This is a genomic window from Sphingomonas sp., from assembly GCF_042095875.1.
Lineage (GTDB): Bacteria > Pseudomonadota > Alphaproteobacteria > Sphingomonadales > Sphingomonadaceae > Sphingomonas.
In genome coordinates, this window is the sequence record NZ_JBELMJ010000007.1 from 43,906 (window position 1) to 60,821 (window position 16,916).

Consider the following 16,916-nt stretch of genomic DNA (forward strand, 5'->3'; position numbering starts at 1 on the left):
GGTTTGCCCCTGCCTAGATCGCGCACCCGCGCGCCGCAATCACGCACGCGCGCTATCGCTGGGAGGCATCGCCCGCTTGCTGGTCGCGTTCGGCGGCGAGCGCCATCGCCTGCGCCGAACCGGTCGCGGGCTTGACTCGCACCGCCGGCTCCTCGCGCGCCAGCGTCAGGTAGAGCACGCCCGCGATCAGGATCGCGAGCACGGCGAGCACCGGCCAACCGGAGAAGGTGCGGCTGATGGTGGAGCGTCGGTTCATGGTTGGCGGCCTCAACGTGGATCAACCAATCCAATCGCCGCGATCGCCGCGGCGTTCCGGCCGCAACGGTTACATATTCTTGCTGCTCAGGCCGCCAGCCCAGGCGCGCGCCCCGCCAGCGCCTCTTCGGCCTGTTCCAGCGCGCGCGGATCGTCAACGTCGAGCCACCACGCGTCGCCGACATCGATCAGCCGCGCCTCGCCTCCGAGCGCCAGCGCCTCGACGCCAGCGGAAATCGACCCCGCGCCGCCGGCTGCGATCGAGCGGCGCAACGCGTCGTGGAAGCGCTCGTCCACCGCGAACACGCCGGTGTCGTAGCAGTCGTAGGCGGGCAGGTGCTTGCCGATTGCGACGATCCGCTCGCCGACGCTCCGTACCCGCGTCACGTCGTCTAGGTCGACCAGCGGATTGTCCAGCCGCCGGTCGACGCCGAGCACCAGCGGGGCAGGGGGCGCCGCGATCACGCGCGCGACCAATGCGGGATCAAACAGGTGATCCGCCATCATCAGCAAGTGCCGCTCGGGTCCGACCCGCGCGGCGCCGGTCAGCACCGAGTATCCGTTTGGCCGCGACCAATCGTCGGTGCGCACGCAGCCGATATCCAGGCGGTGCGCGCGCGCCGTTCGCGCGAGATGCGCTTCCAGCGCGTCGCCCTCGTGCCCCGTCACGACCGTGAACCCGCTCGCGCCGCCGTCACGCGCCGCCAGGATCACCCGGTCGATCAGCGTCACGCCCGCGACCGGGGTCAGCGGCTTCGACGGCGACACCGCGCGCAGCCGGCTGCCATAGCCGGCTGCGACGATCACGGCGTGCACGGGATCGGTCCTCGGCCGCTCGCGCCTTACTCGGCGGCGATGCGTGCTTCGTGGCCGGCGATGAACTCGTCGGTCATCTGCGCCGCGACATCGTCGGTCACCTGCTCGGGCGGGTGCTTGCAGAAGAACGCCGACGGGCCGGTCAGCGCGCCGCCGACCTTGCGGTCGAGCCCGAGCTTCACGCAGCGGATCGCGTCCACGACCACCGCGGCCGAGTTGGGCGAATCCTCGACCGACAGCCGCAGCTCCAGGTTCATCGGGACGCCGCCGAACAGGTCACCCTCGAGGCGCAGGAAGCACAGCTTGTTGTCGCCCAGCCACGGGATATAGTCCGACGGGCCGACGTGGATGTTCTCGTCCGCCAGCCGCTCGGCGATGACGGCCTGCACGGCCTCGGTCTTCGACTCCTTCTTGCTCGCCAGCCGGTTGCGGTCGAGCATGTTCATGAAGTCGGTGTTGCCGCCGGTGTTGAGCTGATAGGTGTGATCGATCGTCACGCCGCGCTGGCCGAACAGGTTGGACAGCACGCGGTGGACGATCGTCGCGCCGACTTGCGCCTTCACGTCATCGCCGATGATCGGCAGGTTCGCGTCGGCGAACTTCTTCTCCCACTCGGGACGCGAGGCGATGAACACCGGCATGCAGTTGACGACGCCCAGCCCCGCCTCCAGCGCGCATTCCATGTAGAACTCGGTCGCTTCCTGGCTGCCGACGGGCAGGAAGTTGACCAGGATTTCCGCGCCCGACCTCTTCAGCTCGGCGATGATCTCCGCCTTCTCCGCGTCGCGCGTGTCGTTGATCTCGAACCCGCGGTCGTTCGCGGCGGTCAGCATGTGCGGGGCAACGCCGTCGAGCTTCGCGCCCATCTTCACGATCGTACCGGTCTTGGGCACGTCGGCGTGGAACACCTTGGTGCAGTTCGGCTTGGCGAAGATCGCCTCGCCCAGGTCGAGGCCGACCTTGCGCGAGTCGACGTCGAACGCCGCCACGAACTCCATGTCGGACACCTTGTACCCGCCGATGTCCTCGTGGATCAGGCCCGCGGCGGTGTTGCTGCCGGTATAATGGTACTTGCCCTGCACCAGACTGCTGGCGCAATTGCCGACACCGATAACCGCGACCTTGATGGTGTTCATTGATCCCCACTTGCCGGGCGCACCCGGCACAAGACAGAAAGTTTGCCGCTCCGTGACAGAACCGTTGCGGCTGTCAAGCGAAGCGATCTCCCTAGCCGATCTCGGCCATTCCTGCACGAGGGAAAACGTGAACGATTCCAACCCCACTGTGGCGGGAAAGCCGCGGGAACTGCAAGGGTTTCTGAACGCCTGGCTCTACCATCCGGTCGCCGGCGCGCTCGCCCGCGCGCTGGTGCCGACGCCTGTCACGCCCAACATGGTGTCGGTGTTCGGCGCGCTGATGGTGGTATCCGCCGGGGTCTTCTACACGCTGGTCGGCGGCGCCTGGGGCATAGCGATCGGGTTCCTGCTCCATTTGTCATGGCACGTCGTCGACGGCGCGGACGGCATGCTCGCGCGACTGTCTGGGCGTGCCTCGCCGTCGGGCGAGGTGGTCGACGGCATGTGCGACTATTTCGGCCACGGCATCCTCTACGCGCTGCTCGCCGCGCAACTCGACGACCGGATCGGCTGGGTCGCTTGGGCGCTGGCGCTCGCCGCCGGCATCTCGCGCGCGGTGCAGTCGGTCTACGCCGAGAGCGGACGGCGCAGCTATCAATGGTGGGTCTACGACGTGCCGTGGCTGCAGAACCAGCGCGCGCCGCAACCGGGGCTCGGCGGTGCGCTGTCGCGCGCCTATCTGTGGGCGTGGAACAGGATGTCGGGCGCGACGCGGCGCGTCGATGCGTTGGTGGTGGGCGCCGAGCACGACCGCGTGCAGCGCGCGCGCATCGCGGAGATCGCGCGCGCGGCGGGTGCGCGGACGCTGCCGGTACTGGCGCTGCTCGGCGCCAATCCGCGCACGATCCTGCTCGGGCTCAGCATGATCGCGGGCTCGGCCGTCTGGTTCTTCCTGATCGAAGTCGTGCTGCTCAACGCCGTGCTGGTGTTCGCGATCCTGCAAGGCGCCGCCAGCGCGCGCCGCATCGCCGCGCTCGTCGCGCGCGGGGCTTGATCGTCTCAGGGCCTGACCGCCGAAGCCTGACCGCCCGCACGGAACGCGCCGCCGTTCGGTCCGTTTCGATCCTGATCCGTTCGGATAACAGGGAGAAGATCATGCGGTTGGCGATGGTGATGGTAGCGGGCACGGCACTCGCGCTCGGCGCGTGCGCGCGCGAGGAGATGGCGACGGGCACCCCGATGGCGGGCGGCGCGAAGGCGGTGGCGAGTCTGCGTACCGCGGACGGCACCGACGTGGGCCGCGCGACCGCGACCGAGGTGGCGGGCGGGCTGCGCTTCACCGTCGACGCGATGTCGATGCCCGTCGGCACGCACGGCGCGCACGTCCACATGACCGGCCGCTGCGACGCGCCCGCCTTCACCACCGCGGGCGGTCACTGGAACCCGACGGAGCGCAAGCACGGCACGATGAACCCGCAGGGGCCGCACTACGGCGATCTGCCCAACCTCGTGATCGACTCGGGCGGGCGCGGCACCGTCGGCGCGACGATCCCCGGCGCGACCATGGCCGGGCTGATGGACGCGGACGGCGCGGCGTTCATCGTCCACGCCAAGGCAGACGACCTGATGACCGACCCATCGGGCAATTCGGGCGACCGCATCGCCTGCGGCGTGTTCCAGCCCGCCTGAGCGCTCAGATCACCTCGCCCGCCGCGCGCGCGCGCTCCTCGCGCGTCCGCTCGGCGGCGGGGACGAGCCGATAGGCGGCGATCGCGGCGGCGAGCGTGATCGGCACCGTTAGCAACAGCGACAGCATGCCGGTCGACAGGCTGCCAGACAGCGTCGACACCCGCCCGGCGAGATACGGCCCGAGCGCGAGCCCGAGCAGCGTCGTGCCGATGAAGAACGTCGCGGTCGCCGCGCCGCGCATCCGCGGCAGCACCAGGTCCTGAGTCGTCGCCGCCGCCGATCCGAGCGACAGGCTGGCCAGGAACTGCGCCGCGAACAGGCACGGATAGAGCACGCCGGGCGAACCGGTGGTGAAGCCGATCGCCAGGAACGGCACCGGCAGGACCGCGCCCGCGATTACCATCACCAGTCGCCCGGCCGGGTTGCGCTGCCGCAGCCGGTCGCCGACAACCCCGCCGACCGTCACCCCCAGGAACCCCGACAGCGCGCCGACGCTGCCCAGGATCAGCCCCGCGGTAGCCGGCTCCACGCCCAACACGCGCATTGCGTAGGGCGCGGCCCAGAAGCTCGCGGCATAGGCCAGGAAGGCGTTCAGCCCGTACGCCACCACCGTGCACACGAACGCGGGCGTGCCGACGATCAGCGCGAATGTCGCGGGGTCGCGCCGCTTCAGCGCGCACGCCCAGGAGAACACCGCGTAGCAGCCGGTGCCGACCGCCAGCCACTGCGGCGCGGGCTCGCCCGCCGCCAGCAGCGCCACCACCGCGACCACGACGACGCCGAGCCCGAGCAGGTTGACCAGCAGCGCGCGCGTCCCCCCGCGCAGCGCGCCGATCAGCGTCAGTGGCGGCAGGATCGTGACCAGTTCGTCGAAGAAGGCGCGGAACGGCGCCGGGTGCCGCTCGGGCTCGGGCAATCCCTCCACCGCGCCGCGCACGGGTTCGCGCACCGTCGCGATCAACACCGCCAGCACCAGTCCAGGCAGCCCCACGGCCAGGAACGCCGCCTGCCAGCCAACCAGCCCCAGCGGTCCGCCCGCGGGATAGGCCGCATTCCAGCGCTGCACGATCGCGCCGCCGATGAACAGCGAGCAGCCCCCGCCGACGTAGATGCCCGCGGAGTAGATCGACAGCGCGGTCGCGCGCAGCTTCTTGGGGAAATAGTCCGAGATCAGCGAGTAGGCCGATGGCGACGCGGTCGCCTCGCCGACGCCGACGCCGATCCGCGCCCCGGTTAGCTGCGCGCCCGACGAGGAGAAGCCCGACAGCGCGGTCATCGTCGACCACAGCCCGAGCCCGATCGTCATCAACCGCACCCGCGACCAGCTGTCCGCCAGCCGCCCGAGCGGAATCCCGAACAGCGAGTAGAACACGCCGAACGCGGTGCCGTAGAGGAACCCCAGGTCCTCGTCCTTCAGGTGCAGGTCGCGCTTGATGTCCTCGGCCAGGATCGAGATCACCTGCCGGTCGACGAAATTCAGGATGTAGACGACGAACAGCAACGCCAGCACGTACCAGGCGTAACCGCTCGCGCGCACCTCGCTCTGCGGCACCTCGCCGGCTATCGGCGACCCCGCTGTCTCTGGTCCCGCCATCCCCGTCCCCTTTTCGTGTCGTTGTCGCCGAGCCTAGCGGGCAGGGGAGCGCGGCGCCAGCGGCGAGCGCGCACCCGACCTAGTCACGCCAGCGGCCAGCGCGCGACCGACTCGTACTGCGCGCCCTCGTGCCCCAGATGGCTTTCGTACAGGATCAGGTGGGGCAGCACGAACGACGGCGTCGACAGCGCGGCGTGGTCCGCCACCCAGCGCGCGATCGCGCCCGCGTCGCTGCTCGACCGCCCGAACCGCGCCAGCGTCAGGTGCGGCAGGTAGCGGCGCTCGTCGCGCGCCACGCCCGCGCGCGCCAGCGCCTGGTCGACCTTGCGGTGCAGCGCGGCGAGCGGGTCCGCGGGCACGATCCGCGCCCACAGGGTGTCGACCCGCCCGCGCCGGTCGAACGTGCCGACCCCGTCGACCCGCGCCTCGATCGCCGGGGCCGACACCGCTGCCAGCGCGGCGGCGATGTCCTCCGCCTGGGGGCGCTCGACCGCGCCGATGAAGCGCAAGGTGACGTGCAACTGCTCCTCGTCCTGCCACCGCGCGCCCCGCAGTTCGTCCATCGCGTCGATCAACGCGTCGCGGATATCGGGGGGCGGGCGCAGGGCGACGAACAGGCGGTGCATGGTGCCTCCACGATTCGCCGCGAACCGGCGCGACCAGGCGTGTAACGAACAATTGCTCGGTCGCCCGCCTGACCCCCGGCTCGCTTGAAAACGGATCGCCCGCGCGCAATATTCGTTACTGATCCGGCGTTCCATGCCGGACGAAGGAGCAATTTGACAATGGCAAACTGGTCGGACCCTCGGTCCTCTACCGCTCGCTTCGGGGCGGAACAGGCCGGTACGCGGGACGCCGCCCACGACGCGGGTCTCCGGTCGTACATGCTGTCTGTTTACAACTACATGACCTCGGGCGTGCTGCTGACGGGCATCGTCGCGCTCGCATTCGCGCTGTCGGGCTACGCCGCGGCGGTGTTCCAGACCCCGCTCAAGTGGGTGATCGTGCTCGCGCCGCTCGCCTTCGTGTTCGCGATGAGCTTCGGGCAGAACCGCTTCAGCTCGGGTCAGCTCCGCGCGATGTTCTGGGGCTTCGCGGTCGCGATGGGGCTGTCGCTGTCGACGATTTTCCTCGTCTACTCGCCGGTCGCGATCGCGCAGGCATTCTTCGCCACGGCTGCCGGCTTCGCGGCGCTCAGCCTCTACGGCTACACCACCAAGCGTGACCTGTCGGCGTTCGGCACCTTCCTGGTCATCGGCGTCGTCGGCCTGCTGGTCGCGATGATCCTCAATATGTTCATCCAGTCGGGCCCGCTCGGCCTCGTCATCTCGCTGGTTGGCGTGCTGCTGTTCGCGGGGCTGACCGCCTATGACACGCAGCGTACCAAGAGCATGTATTTCCAGGTCGCCGGCCACGGCGAGCTGGTGTCGAAGGCCGTGGTGCTCGCCGCGCTGACCTTGTACCTCGACTTCATCAACATGTTCTTGTTCATCCTGCGCCTGTTCGGCTCGGGTCGCGATTGATCTACGATAGCGAGACAGGCTAGTGAATGAAGGCCCGGCGGATCACCGCCGGGCCTTTTTTCTGTTCGCGCAACTCTCACGAAAGATCATCGCGCTTGCGCCTCTCGATCGACGCTTTCCTCGATTACGGCTTTCCCGAGCGCGCCGACGTGCTGCTCCAGATCGAGGCGGCGGCGCTGCCCGATCAGCGGCTCGAGCAGCAGTCGCTCATGATCGAGAGCGACCATCCGATCCGCGCGGTGGACGGAGAGGAGGGCATTGGACAGCGCACCTGGGCGACCGCCGAGCACCGCCTCGTCGCGCATTACCGCGCGGTGGTCAGCGTCGACCGCGCGACGCCGCCGCTCCACGCGCTGCCGCACACCCCCGCTGGCCTGCTTCCACCGCAGACGATCCCCTATCTGCTGCCCAGCCGCTACTGCGAGTCGCACCGCTTCGACCATTTCGTCCGCCGCACCTTCGCCGGCCTGCGCGGCGGCAGCCTCGCGATCGCGCTGACCGACTGGGTGCGCGGCAACCTCGACTATGACGGTGCGGGCAGCGACGGACGCAGCGGCGCGCTCGATACCTTCGCCGAGCGGCGCGGCGTGTGCCGCGACTTCGCGCACCTGCTCGTCGCACTGGCGCGCGCGGGCGAGATCCCCGCGCGCTGCGTCGCCGCCTACGCGCCCGGCGTCGACCCGCCCGATTTTCACGCGGTGGTCGAACTGTGGCTCGGCGGCGCATGGCACCTGGTCGATCCCACCGGCATGGCTCACCCCGATGAGATCGCGCGCGTCTGCGTCGGGCGCGACGCCACCGACATCGCGTTCATGACCATCTTCGGCAGCGCCTGGCTCCAGCAGCAGCGCGTGACGGTGACGCGCCTCTAGGAACGGGACCTAGGAACAGGGGGGCGCGCGCGTCGTTGATGTGTCGAAACATGGATGGAGGTTCAGGTGCCCGATAACTCGATCGACGACCGCGCGCTCGACAGCATGTCGGTCGCGCCCGACGGTACGCAGGCCGGCAACGCTGGCGGCAGCAAGGACGCGCGCCAAGACGCCGGCCAGGACAAGATGATCAACAAGCGGCTGCAGAAGGACCCGTCGAACGAGGATGCCAAGCTCGACGAGGGTCTGGATGAATCGATGGACGCCTCCGACCCGATCTCCTCGACCATCCCCGGCCGCAAGGACGAGCCGCCCGCCTCGTCGGGCTTCGACGCCGCGGCCGAGGCGGAACGCCAGCGCGACGCCTGACACTCCGTACTGTTCGACATGGGAAAGGGCTGGCCGCGCGCCAGCCCTTTTCTCGTTGAGGGCGCGCAGACCCGTTGTCGGCAGGACACGCTCGCACGTAACAAATGTGTTCGCGGGATCATTCCACCGCATTCATGTTGCGTTGCGGCATCTTCCATGATGCATTTGTGACGCGGCGCACGCATCCGTTAAGGCTGGCGTTAACCATCCTGGCGCATGATGCTTCGCATGGCATGGATCGGGCGGGGTGACAGATGAGCGCGAGGAGTAAACCGGCAGAAGGCGCGATGACGCTGGCGGAGATGAAGGAATTCGCGAGCTTCCCGGCCGCGACGCAGCGCTACGTGCGCCGCAGCCTCGACGTCGGGCTTGATCGGCAGGACGCGATGCTGCGCTGGTCGCGCGACGTGGTCGAGGCCGCCTCGATCCGCGCGCAGGCGCGCCACTATCGCCGCTTGGACGACCTGCGCGCCAACGTACCCGACGACAGCGGGCTCGACTCGGTTGAACCGTTCCTCAGCCCGCTGGTTGTCACCTCGGCGTTCGATCTCGGGCAAGGTCGGCTGCTCAGTTTCTCGGCTTACCGCTTCCTCTACGAGCGGCTGATCGGCGCGCGCGTGCGCCCGTGGCTGCCCGCCGCCTTCTGCTCGGCCGCCGCGCTCCCGCACCTCCACCCGGAGCTGCGACGCAAGCTGCTGCAATCGATCAGCGAGGCCGCGGCGACAGCGTCGGGCTGGTCGTCGCGCCAACCCGCCTTCTACCCGCACTGGGTCGAGAAGGTTGAGGCCGGCGCGCCGCTCCACTGATCGTCACGCGATCAGCAGCCGCGCCTCCACGCCATACTGCGCGCGCGCGTCGTCGAACACGGTGACGAGCCGCGCGAGATAGGCGCGCCCCGCCGCGCTCGCCGTCTCCGCGTTGGTCACCGTCACCCGCAACGGCCGTCGCTGCGCACCATTCTCGCCCGGCCCAGGCTGCGACACCGCCAAGGCGCGATAATGCCCCGCGACCAGCGCGTCGTACATCGCGTCCAGGTTCGGCCCGTGCCACTCGGGCGCACCCAGCGCTGTCAGCAGCGCGGCGTAGATATCGCGAAAGTCGCGCCACGCCGCGGCATCGAGCGTGATTTCACAGTCCGTCACCGACCCGACCGCCGCCCCGTGCCACTCACCGGCACGCCCGCCACCCCATCGCCCCGCGGCTCGCCTGATCGAGGTGGAAGTGATCGCGGTGCGCGGCGTTGTAATCGGGCGACAGCACGGTAGCGAACAGCTCGCACGCGCCGTCGCGCACGGCGCGCAGGAACGCGGCTTGCCGCCGCGCGCGCGCGTCGCCGTCGCCCGACCAGTCGCGCACCACCGTCACCCGCCGCCCGTCCGCCAGCCGAAACCCCGCGATATCGACTGCGTCGGCGGTGGCATGCTCGCTCCAATTGCCCGCGTCGCGACCGTAGATCCGCCGGCACGAGTAGCTGCCGAAATGCTCGATCGTGGCGACGCGCGACCCCAGGTAGCGCTCCGCCGCGGGCTGGACCACGTCCCACTCCCATTTCGCCAGCGCCGCCGCGACCGGGCAGGCGACGCCCAGCGCGGCGGGCGCGTAGCTGATCCGCCGCGCCCCGCCGTCGGTGAAGCGCACCGCGTCGTCGTAGCCGCACTGCCCGCCGCCATCGCGCGGCGGCAGCGCGGTGTAGCGCACGCCCGCGCGGTCGAGCAGCGCGCGACACGCGCCGAAATCCTCGCCCAGCGCGGTCAGCTTCCGTCCGGTAAATGCGCCGATCGGCTGCGACAGGTCGAGCGGGGTCCACGGCAGGTCCTGCGGCCGCCCGCGCAAAGATCCCCAGGCCACCAGCGCGACGGTCGCCAGCACGCCCAGCACCACCAACGCCCGCGCCGACCGACGCAGCGCGCGGATGACCTTGGCGCCCCGCGTCACCCCCGCAGCGCGCTGCTGGTCGGTTCCGCCGCCACCGGATAGCCCAGGTCTTGGGGTATGCAGAGCCATTCCTCTCCGTCCCGCGTCTCGGCCCAGGGGGTGACGACGCGCTGCGGGGTGGCGCGGGCATGCGCCACCGCCGCGTCGAACGAGGGGAACTGCGCCAACCGCTCCAGGTTGCGCCGCGTCGGAAAGATGATCGATAGGCGACCCGCGTCCGCCTCGTCCAGCACGTCGCGCGCGCTCGCCCAGGCGAGCCGGACGTTCTCGGTCTCGTCGACGCTCGCGCACGGCGCACCCGCGGGCAGGCGCGCGAGGAAGAAGCGCGTGTCGAAGATGCGCATGTGCCGGTGCGCCGGCCGCCAACGCGCGAACGGCACCAGCGCGGCGAGGTCGAGCCGCGCGCCCGCGTCGCGCAGCACGTCGCCGAAGGCCGCGCCCGCGTGGAGCGAGCGCCGCATCTCCTCGATCGCGCCCAGCGTCGGCATCTCGGCCAGCCCGACCGGCAGCCCCGCCTCCTCGATCGTCTCGCGGATCGCGGCGATCCGCGCCGCGGCATCCTCCGCATCCGCCGGCGCCAGCGCCTCGGCCAGCGCGTAGTCGCCCGGGTCGATCCGACCGCCCGGGAACACCATCGCGCCCGCCGCGAACACCATCTTCTGCGCGCGCTCCACCATCAGCAGCTCGGCCGCGGCACCGTCCACCTCGCGGAAGATCACCAGAGTCGCGGCGGGGATCGCGGCAGGCAGGTCGGGGTCGTCGGCGTCGACGACCTGCGCGGTGGGCGCGTCGGCGGGCGTCACCGCGTGCGGCCCGGAGCGCCATCGCGCGACGCCGCGACCCTGCCGGCGATTGTCATTTGCCTGCCTTCGACCATGAAGCTCTCCATCCCCCGCATCATCACGACGCCGCGCGGCCGACGCAAGTACGCGCCCTGCGATTGTCCGGCGTGATGCAGATCAACCATGCACCAGGTGCGACAAGACCCTGTTGCATAGGCGTAACAACAGGAACGAAGCGACGCGCTCAGGCTTTCTTCTCATGCACACGACGCAGAAAATCGGCGCGTTGCTGTCCAGCAAGGAGGACCTAATGGGCTACGAACGTTACCCGCGCGGCACCAATCCCCAGGGCGATTACTACGATCGCGACCAGCCGCAGGATTATGGCCGCGACTACGGCTCCGGCCGCCAATACAGCTACTCGAGCGCGCGCGACTATCAGTCCGCGGGCATGATGGGTCGCGACGATGACCGCGACTATCGCGGAGACCGTGATCGCGACCGCTCCCGCTCGGGTTCGTCCTACGGCCAGCGCGAGTACGGCAACGCCGGTTACGCGCGCGACTATGATCGCGACCGCGACTACGGCCGCTCCAGCTACGGCCGCTCGGACGATCGCGGGTCGGACGATAGTCGCTCGGGCTACGGCCGGTCGAACTACGGCCAGTCCAATTACGGCCAGTCGCGCCAGCACGGTTCTCAAAATAGCTCGGGCGGCAGCACCGAATATCACGGCAGCTACGGCTCGGACGGGCGCCGTTTCGTCGACGTCGGCGACCGCAAGCACTGGGACGACGACAATTATCGCGACCGCAACCGCGATGAGCGCGGCCGCTACGGCAGCGACCAGAACCGCTACGGCGGGAACGATCGCGGCGCGTCGCAGCGCGGTGGCAATTACGGTCGCCCGCCGCAGGGCTACGATTACGAGGACCGCGGCTTCTTCGCGCGCGCCGGAGACGAGGTACGCTCTTGGTTTGGCGACGACGAGGCGGAGCGCCGCCGCGAGATGGACAATCGCTACGACGAACGCGAGTACAACCAGCGCGGCTCGCATGATCGCGACTCCGACTACCACCATTGGCGCTCGGGCCAGATCGCCGCACTCGATCGCGACTATGACGAGTATCGCAGCGAGAACCGCACCAAGTTCCAGAACGAGTTCAGCTCGTGGCGCACCAATCGTCAGACGCAGCGCGACTCGCTCGACAAGGTGAAGGAGCATGCCGAAGTCGTCGGCTCTGACGGCAGCCACGTCGGCACCGTCGACAAGGTGCGCGGCGACCGCATTCTCCTGACCAAGAACGACGTCGACGCGGGCGGTCAGCACCACTCGATCCCGTCGAGCTGGATCAAGTCGGTCGAGGACGACAAGGTGACCCTGTCCAAGTCCGCTGACGAGGCAAAGAAGCAGTGGCGCGACGAGGAGAACAAGCAGGCGATGTTCGGCTACGGCGATCGCACCAGCGAGAACATGGCCGGCCAGCGTTCGCAATCGTCGCGCGCGACCGGCTACGGCAGTGGTGAGAGCACGTCCGGACAGTCGAGCACGGGCCAGTCGAGCAGTGCCGCCAGCGGCAGCAGCGCGTCGTCAAGCGCCGGCGCGGGTAGCAGCGACACCGACCTGAACAGCAGCTTCTCTGGTACCTACCAGAACAAGTAAGCCGCGATCAGGTAGCAGGAAGGGCTCGGGCGGAAACGTCCGGGCCTTTTCGTGTCTGGTCCACGTCACGGAGCGGGTGGCCGAACGCGATACGCTTACTCGTTAACGCCCGCCGCTTATAGCTGCGCGGCATGCGCGTGCTCACGCTTTCCACCCTGTTCCCCGACGAGACCCGTCCCAATTTCGGCGTCTTCGTCGAGCAGCAGACGCTCGGTCTCGCCGCGCACGCGGGTGTCGAGCTGCGCGTCGTCGCCCCGCGCGGGCTCCCGCCGTGGCCGCTCACGCGCCACCCGCACTATCGCGCGCTCGCGACGCTGCCGCCGCGCGAGATGTGGCGGGGGCTCGACGTGCTGCGTCCGCGCTTCACCGCGCTGCCCGCGACCGCCGGCCGCTTCCACGCCGCCGCGCTCGCGCGCGCGCTAGTGCCGGTGCTCGACCGCCTCCGCGCCGACTTCGCATTCGACGTGATCGATGCGAGCTTCTTCTTTCCCGACGGCCTCGCCGCGGTCGCGCTAGGCGCGCGCTATGGCGTGCCCGTCTCGATCAAGGCGCGCGGTGCCGACATCCACCATTGGGGCCGCGCGCGCGCAACCGCCGCGCAGGTGCGCCGCGCGGGGCAGGGGGCGGACGGCCTTCTAGCGGTCAGCGCCGCGATGCGCGACGACATGGCCGCGCTCGGCATGCCGCGCGACCGCATCCGCGTCCACCACACCGGCGTCGACCTCGACCGCTTCGCACCGGCCGATCGCGCCGCGCTCAAGCGCGAGCTCGGCGTCCCCGGTCCGCTCGTCGTCTCGGTCGGCGCGCTGATCCCGCGCAAAGGGCACGACGTCGTGATCGAGGCCGTGGCCGACCTGCCCGGTGTCACGCTCGCCATCGCGGGGGAGGGGGCGGAGCGCGCCGCGCTGGAGCGCCTGATCGTCGAGCGCGGCGTCGGCGACCGCGTCCGCCTGCTCGGCAGCGTGCCGCACGCCGACCTGCCGCGCTGGCTCGCCGCCGCCGACGCGACCGCGCTCGCCTCGACCTCGGAGGGGCTCGCCAACGCCTGGATCGAGTCGCTCGCCTGCGGCACGCCGATCGTCATCCCCGACGCCGGCGGCGCGCGCGAGGTGGTGACCGATGCCGACGCCGGCCGCATCGTCGCGCGCACCCCGACGGCGTTCGCGTCCGCCATCGGCGCGCTGATCGCCGACCCACCGCCGCGCGCCGCCACGCGCCGCCACGCCGAACGCTTCACCTGGGCCGCCAACACCGCGGCGCTCCACGCTCACCTGTCACGCCTGATCGCCGACCACCGGCGCAGCTAAGCTTGCAATACGAGAGCCGCGGCGCGCGGCCGCGCCCGATCACGCGTCGATCGGGTAGAGCGCCGCCACCACCTGCCGGTCCTCCGCGCGCAGCACGCCCCAGGCGCGCGCCGCCGCGCGGCTGTCCATCGCCTCCACGCCGATCCCGCGCGCTTCCAGCGCGGCGACCAGCGCGCGCGGCGGCCGCGCCAGGTTCGCGCCCGTCCCCAGCAGCACGAACTCGGGCGTGCCCTCCAGCACCGCGGCGAGGTCCTGCTCGCTCAATTCGGAGAGCGGCGGCGGCGACCATCCGTCCGCGCGCGTCGGGGTCAGCGTCAGCGCGGTGTAGACGTTCTCGTCGACGCGAAAGCCGCTCGGCCCCAGCCCGCGGATCAGCGGCCCCGCCGCACCCGCGCGGTCCATCCGCATCGACCCACCACCGCGCGTGACCACCCGCTCAGTTCCTTGGGCCGACGCGTTCGGCATTCTCCATGCCACCGCGTCCCGGCCGCGCGGCGCCACCCTCGGGCTCGGCGCGCAGACCCAGCGTGATGAGCAGCGACGACGACACGTAGATCGACGAATAGGTGCCGACGAAGATGCCCAGGATCATCGCGGCGGTGAACCCGCGCAGCACGTGGCCGCCCAGGAACAGCAACGCACCCAGCGCGAGCAGGATCGTGACCGAGGTCATCACGGTGCGCGGCAGCGTCTCGTTGACCGACAGGTTGATGATCTCGCGCATCTCCATCTTGCGGTACCGGCGCATGTTCTCGCGAATACGGTCGTCGATCACGATCTTGTCGTTGATCGAGTAGCCGATGATCGTCAGCACCGCCGCGACGATGTTCAGGTCGAACTCGAACTGCGTCAGTGCGAAGAAGCCCAAGGTCATCAGCAGGTCGTGGACGATCGCGACGATCGTCGACACGCCGAACTGCCACTCGAAACGGAAGATCGCGAACAGGCCGATGCCCAGCACCGCCAGCACCACCGCCAGCACGCCGTTGCGGATCAGCTCGCCCGACACCTTGCCCGACACGGTCGAGTAACGGCGGAACTCCGCGCCCGGAAAGGTGCGCGCCAGCGCGGTCTCGACCTTCTTCACCGCGGCGTTGGTCGCGCCCTCGTCGCCGCCCGACTGGACGGGCAGACGGATGGTGATCGTGTTGGGATCGCCGAACTGCTGCAACGCCGCCTCGCCGACGCCCAGCCGGTCGACCTCGGCGCGGACGCGGTCGAGGTCGGGCGGCTGGCGGAACCGTTCCTCGATCATCAACCCGCCCTCGAAGTCGACGCCGAAGTTCAGCCCCTTGTACACGGTCAGCCCGACCGCGAGCAGGCTGAGCAGCATCGTCAACCCGAACGCCCAGCCGCGCAACCGCACGAAGTCGATGTTGGTGTTGTCGGGAACCAGCTTGAGAAGTTTCATGGGTGCGCCCGGCTCAGATGTTGATCGTCTTGGGCTTGGTGCGGCGCACCCAGCCGGCGACGAGCATGCGGGTAAAGGTGACGGCCGTGAACACGCTGGTCGCGATGCCGATCAGCAGCACGACGGCGAAGCCCTTGACCGGCCCCGACCCCAGCAGGAACATGATGATGCCCGAGATCGCATGCGTCACGTTCGCCTCGAAAATCGTCCGGCTCGCTTCCTTGTATCCCAGCTCGACCGACTGCACCACGCTGCGCCCGCGGTGGAATTCCTCGCGGATGCGCTCGTTGATCAGCACGTTGGCGTCGACCGCGGTGCCGATCGTCAGCACGAATCCCGCGATACCGGGCAGCGTCAGCGTGCCGTTGATCAGCGCCAGCACGCCCAGGATCACGAACACGTTGATGACGACCGCGAGGTTCGCGTAGGCGCCGAACCGGCCGTAGGTCACCAGCATGAACGCGACCACCAATGCGACCGCGACCGCACTGGCGAGGATGCCCGCGCGGATCGAGTCGGCGCCCAGATCGGGGCCGACGGTCGACTCCTCCACCACCTTGAGCGCGACCGGCAGCTTGCCCGAGCGCAGCGCGATCGCCAGCGCGTTGGCGCTCTCGGTCGTGAACCCGCCGTTGATCGCGGCGCGCCCGCCCAGGATCGGCTCGTTGATGTTGGGCGCGGAGATCACGCTGTTGTCGAGGATGATCGCGAACGGCTTGTTGACGTTCTCCTGCGTCGTGCGCGCGAACCGGCGACCGCCCTGGCTGTCGAAGGTGATCGACACCTGCGGCGCATTGGTCTGCGGGTCGAACTCCTGCCGCGCGTCCGACAGCATGTCGCCGGTGATGATCGCGGAGCGCTTCACCGCGATGAACGGGATGCCCGACGGGCTGCCGGGGTAGGGCAGCACCTGGCTCCCCGCCGGCGCCTGCCCCTTGGCGAGCTGCGCCGGATCGGCGTTGACGTCGACCAGCTTGAACTCGAGCTTCGCGGTCTTGCCGAGCAGGTCCTTCAGCGCCTGCGGGTTCTGCAACCCCGGCACCTGCACGACGATGCGGTTCGATCCCTGACGGACGATCGTCGGCTCGCGCGTGCCCAGTTCGTCGATGCGGCGGCGCACGACCTCGGTCGCGTCCTGCATCGCGGTGTCGACCGCCTGCGCGAGCCCGGCCTGCGTCGGCGTCAGCACGAAGCGGCTGGTGTCGACCACTTGGATGTCCCACTCGCGCTGCCCGGTCATGCCCGCGCCGCCGCCGGTGATCGCCAGCAACCGCTCGCGCGCGGCGTCGACCTTCGACGGATCGCGCAGCAGGAACGACAATTGCCCCCCGCGGCTGGAGATCTCGCCGATCTCGATCCGCGGGTTCTGGCGGCGCATCTCGGTCTGCACCTGCTCGCGCATCACCTCGATGCGCGTCGCCGCCACGTCGTTGGTGTCCGCCTCGAGCAGCAGGTAGCTGCCGCCCGCCAGGTCGAGCCCCAGGTTGATCGTCGGCGCGGTGAACGGCAGGCGCGCGGCGAGGCCGGGCACGACGCTCGGGATCGCCAGCGCGACCAGCACCGCCAGCAACGCCCAGATCGAGACAACCTTCCAGCGCGGGAAATCGAGCATCTTCGCCTGTCC

Annotated in this window: 19 protein-coding genes; 8 read left to right on the forward strand and 11 right to left on the reverse strand. The window is 69.9% G+C overall.

Annotated elements, in window-relative coordinates:
* Positions 1-52 precede the first annotated feature (52 nt).
* From ACFDS6_RS04300 to ACFDS6_RS04310, 3 genes are all read right to left on the reverse strand, one after another.
* Entirely contained in the window at positions 53-256 is a 204-nt protein-coding gene (locus tag ACFDS6_RS04300) for a hypothetical protein (RefSeq protein WP_375270874.1), read from the reverse strand.
* An 86-nt stretch (positions 257-342) separates the two neighbouring features.
* Entirely contained in the window at positions 343-1,071 is a 729-nt protein-coding gene (locus ACFDS6_RS04305) for an NTP transferase domain-containing protein (protein WP_375270875.1), read from the reverse strand.
* Between the two features lie 26 nt (positions 1,072-1,097).
* Positions 1,098-2,207 carry an inositol-3-phosphate synthase gene (locus tag ACFDS6_RS04310; RefSeq protein ID WP_375270876.1) on the reverse strand — a complete coding sequence of 370 codons (1,110 nt, stop codon included), beginning with the start codon at positions 2,205-2,207 and terminating at the stop codon, positions 1,098-1,100.
* 127 nt (positions 2,208-2,334) lie between these two features.
* Between ACFDS6_RS04310 and ACFDS6_RS04315 the strand changes: the two genes are divergently transcribed.
* A complete protein-coding gene (locus tag ACFDS6_RS04315) occupies positions 2,335-3,201 on the forward strand; it encodes a CDP-alcohol phosphatidyltransferase family protein (protein WP_375270877.1) in 867 nt (288 codons plus the stop codon).
* A 101-nt stretch (positions 3,202-3,302) separates the two neighbouring features.
* The gene (locus tag ACFDS6_RS04320; protein ID WP_375270878.1) at positions 3,303-3,836 is read left to right on the forward strand and encodes a superoxide dismutase family protein; all 534 of its coding nucleotides are present in this window, start codon (positions 3,303-3,305) and stop codon (positions 3,834-3,836) included.
* 4 nt (positions 3,837-3,840) lie between these two features.
* On the opposite strand, the gene ACFDS6_RS04325 is transcribed toward ACFDS6_RS04320, so the two are convergent.
* A complete protein-coding gene (locus ACFDS6_RS04325; RefSeq protein WP_375270879.1) occupies positions 3,841-5,430 on the reverse strand; it encodes a spinster family MFS transporter in 1,590 nt (529 codons plus the stop codon).
* Between the two features lie 83 nt (positions 5,431-5,513).
* Entirely contained in the window at positions 5,514-6,056 is a 543-nt protein-coding gene (gene thpR, locus ACFDS6_RS04330) for an RNA 2',3'-cyclic phosphodiesterase (RefSeq protein WP_375270880.1), read from the reverse strand.
* Between the two features lie 159 nt (positions 6,057-6,215).
* On the opposite strand from thpR, the gene ACFDS6_RS04335 reads away from it, so the two are divergent.
* The 4 genes from ACFDS6_RS04335 to ACFDS6_RS04350 all read left to right on the forward strand — a co-directional run bounded on the left by ACFDS6_RS04335 (position 6,216) and on the right by ACFDS6_RS04350 (position 9,000).
* Positions 6,216-6,953, forward strand: a complete 738-nt coding sequence (locus ACFDS6_RS04335) for a Bax inhibitor-1/YccA family protein (RefSeq protein ID WP_375270881.1) — start codon at positions 6,216-6,218, stop codon at positions 6,951-6,953.
* A gap of 95 nt (positions 6,954-7,048) precedes the next feature.
* Positions 7,049-7,825 (forward strand): transglutaminase family protein, encoded by a 777-nt coding sequence (locus tag ACFDS6_RS04340; RefSeq protein WP_375270882.1) that lies wholly within the window; start codon positions 7,049-7,051, stop codon positions 7,823-7,825.
* Between the two features lie 66 nt (positions 7,826-7,891).
* Positions 7,892-8,194: a hypothetical protein gene (locus ACFDS6_RS04345; protein ID WP_375270883.1), complete on the forward strand. Its 303-nt coding sequence runs from the start codon at positions 7,892-7,894 to the stop codon at positions 8,192-8,194.
* A 254-nt stretch (positions 8,195-8,448) separates the two neighbouring features.
* Positions 8,449-9,000, forward strand: coding sequence for a hypothetical protein (locus ACFDS6_RS04350; RefSeq protein ID WP_375270884.1), 552 nt, complete (start codon positions 8,449-8,451; stop codon positions 8,998-9,000).
* Between the two features lie 3 nt (positions 9,001-9,003).
* Here ACFDS6_RS04350 and ACFDS6_RS04355 read toward each other — a convergent pair whose 3' ends face one another.
* Genes ACFDS6_RS04355 through ACFDS6_RS04365 form a run of 3 tightly spaced genes read right to left on the reverse strand, consistent with a single transcriptional unit; the run spans position 9,004 to position 10,878 of the window.
* Positions 9,004-9,336 carry a barstar family protein gene (locus ACFDS6_RS04355; protein WP_375270885.1) on the reverse strand — a complete coding sequence of 111 codons (333 nt, stop codon included), beginning with the start codon at positions 9,334-9,336 and terminating at the stop codon, positions 9,004-9,006.
* Positions 9,337-9,361: 25 nt separating this feature from the next.
* Positions 9,362-10,108: an extensin family protein gene (locus ACFDS6_RS04360; protein WP_375270947.1), complete on the reverse strand. Its 747-nt coding sequence runs from the start codon at positions 10,106-10,108 to the stop codon at positions 9,362-9,364.
* A gap of 17 nt (positions 10,109-10,125) precedes the next feature.
* On the reverse strand, positions 10,126-10,878 hold the full coding sequence (locus tag ACFDS6_RS04365) for an NUDIX hydrolase (protein ID WP_375270948.1): 753 nt from the start codon (positions 10,876-10,878) through the stop codon (positions 10,126-10,128).
* Positions 10,879-11,221: 343 nt separating this feature from the next.
* On the opposite strand from ACFDS6_RS04365, the gene ACFDS6_RS04370 reads away from it, so the two are divergent.
* Positions 11,222-12,574 carry a DUF2171 domain-containing protein gene (locus ACFDS6_RS04370; protein WP_375270886.1) on the forward strand — a complete coding sequence of 451 codons (1,353 nt, stop codon included), beginning with the start codon at positions 11,222-11,224 and terminating at the stop codon, positions 12,572-12,574.
* 131 nt (positions 12,575-12,705) lie between these two features.
* On the forward strand, positions 12,706-13,881 hold the full coding sequence (locus tag ACFDS6_RS04375) for a glycosyltransferase (protein ID WP_375270887.1): 1,176 nt from the start codon (positions 12,706-12,708) through the stop codon (positions 13,879-13,881).
* A 39-nt stretch (positions 13,882-13,920) separates the two neighbouring features.
* Here the strand turns inward: ACFDS6_RS04375 and ACFDS6_RS04380 are convergent, their stop codons facing one another.
* Genes ACFDS6_RS04380 through secD form a run of 3 tightly spaced genes read right to left on the reverse strand, consistent with a single transcriptional unit; the run spans position 13,921 to position 16,904 of the window.
* The gene (locus ACFDS6_RS04380) at positions 13,921-14,289 is read right to left on the reverse strand and encodes an Mth938-like domain-containing protein (RefSeq protein ID WP_375270888.1); all 369 of its coding nucleotides are present in this window, start codon (positions 14,287-14,289) and stop codon (positions 13,921-13,923) included.
* Positions 14,290-14,317: 28 nt separating this feature from the next.
* Positions 14,318-15,292, reverse strand: a complete 975-nt coding sequence (gene secF, locus ACFDS6_RS04385; RefSeq protein ID WP_375270889.1) for a protein translocase subunit SecF — start codon at positions 15,290-15,292, stop codon at positions 14,318-14,320.
* A 13-nt stretch (positions 15,293-15,305) separates the two neighbouring features.
* The gene (gene secD / locus ACFDS6_RS04390; RefSeq protein WP_375270890.1) at positions 15,306-16,904 is read right to left on the reverse strand and encodes a protein translocase subunit SecD; all 1,599 of its coding nucleotides are present in this window, start codon (positions 16,902-16,904) and stop codon (positions 15,306-15,308) included.
* Positions 16,905-16,916 lie beyond the last annotated feature (12 nt).

Coding starts and splice junctions, on each gene's coding strand:
- ACFDS6_RS04370 (WP_375270886.1), top strand. CDS start 11,222: ATGGGCTACGAACGTTACCCGCGCGGCACCAATCCCCAGGGCGATTAC.
- secF (WP_375270889.1), bottom strand. CDS start 15,292: ATGAAACTTCTCAAGCTGGTTCCCGACAACACCAACATCGACTTCGTG.
- ACFDS6_RS04380 (WP_375270888.1), bottom strand. CDS start 14,289: ATGCGGATGGACCGCGCGGGTGCGGCGGGGCCGCTGATCCGCGGGCTG.
- ACFDS6_RS04300 (WP_375270874.1), bottom strand. CDS start 256: ATGAACCGACGCTCCACCATCAGCCGCACCTTCTCCGGTTGGCCGGTG.
- secD (WP_375270890.1), bottom strand. CDS start 16,904: ATGCTCGATTTCCCGCGCTGGAAGGTTGTCTCGATCTGGGCGTTGCTG.
- ACFDS6_RS04320 (WP_375270878.1), top strand. CDS start 3,303: ATGCGGTTGGCGATGGTGATGGTAGCGGGCACGGCACTCGCGCTCGGC.
- ACFDS6_RS04325 (WP_375270879.1), bottom strand. CDS start 5,430: ATGGCGGGACCAGAGACAGCGGGGTCGCCGATAGCCGGCGAGGTGCCG.
- thpR (WP_375270880.1), bottom strand. CDS start 6,056: ATGCACCGCCTGTTCGTCGCCCTGCGCCCGCCCCCCGATATCCGCGAC.
- ACFDS6_RS04310 (WP_375270876.1), bottom strand. CDS start 2,207: ATGAACACCATCAAGGTCGCGGTTATCGGTGTCGGCAATTGCGCCAGC.
- ACFDS6_RS04350 (WP_375270884.1), top strand. CDS start 8,449: ATGAGCGCGAGGAGTAAACCGGCAGAAGGCGCGATGACGCTGGCGGAG.
- ACFDS6_RS04335 (WP_375270881.1), top strand. CDS start 6,216: ATGGCAAACTGGTCGGACCCTCGGTCCTCTACCGCTCGCTTCGGGGCG.
- ACFDS6_RS04375 (WP_375270887.1), top strand. CDS start 12,706: ATGCGCGTGCTCACGCTTTCCACCCTGTTCCCCGACGAGACCCGTCCC.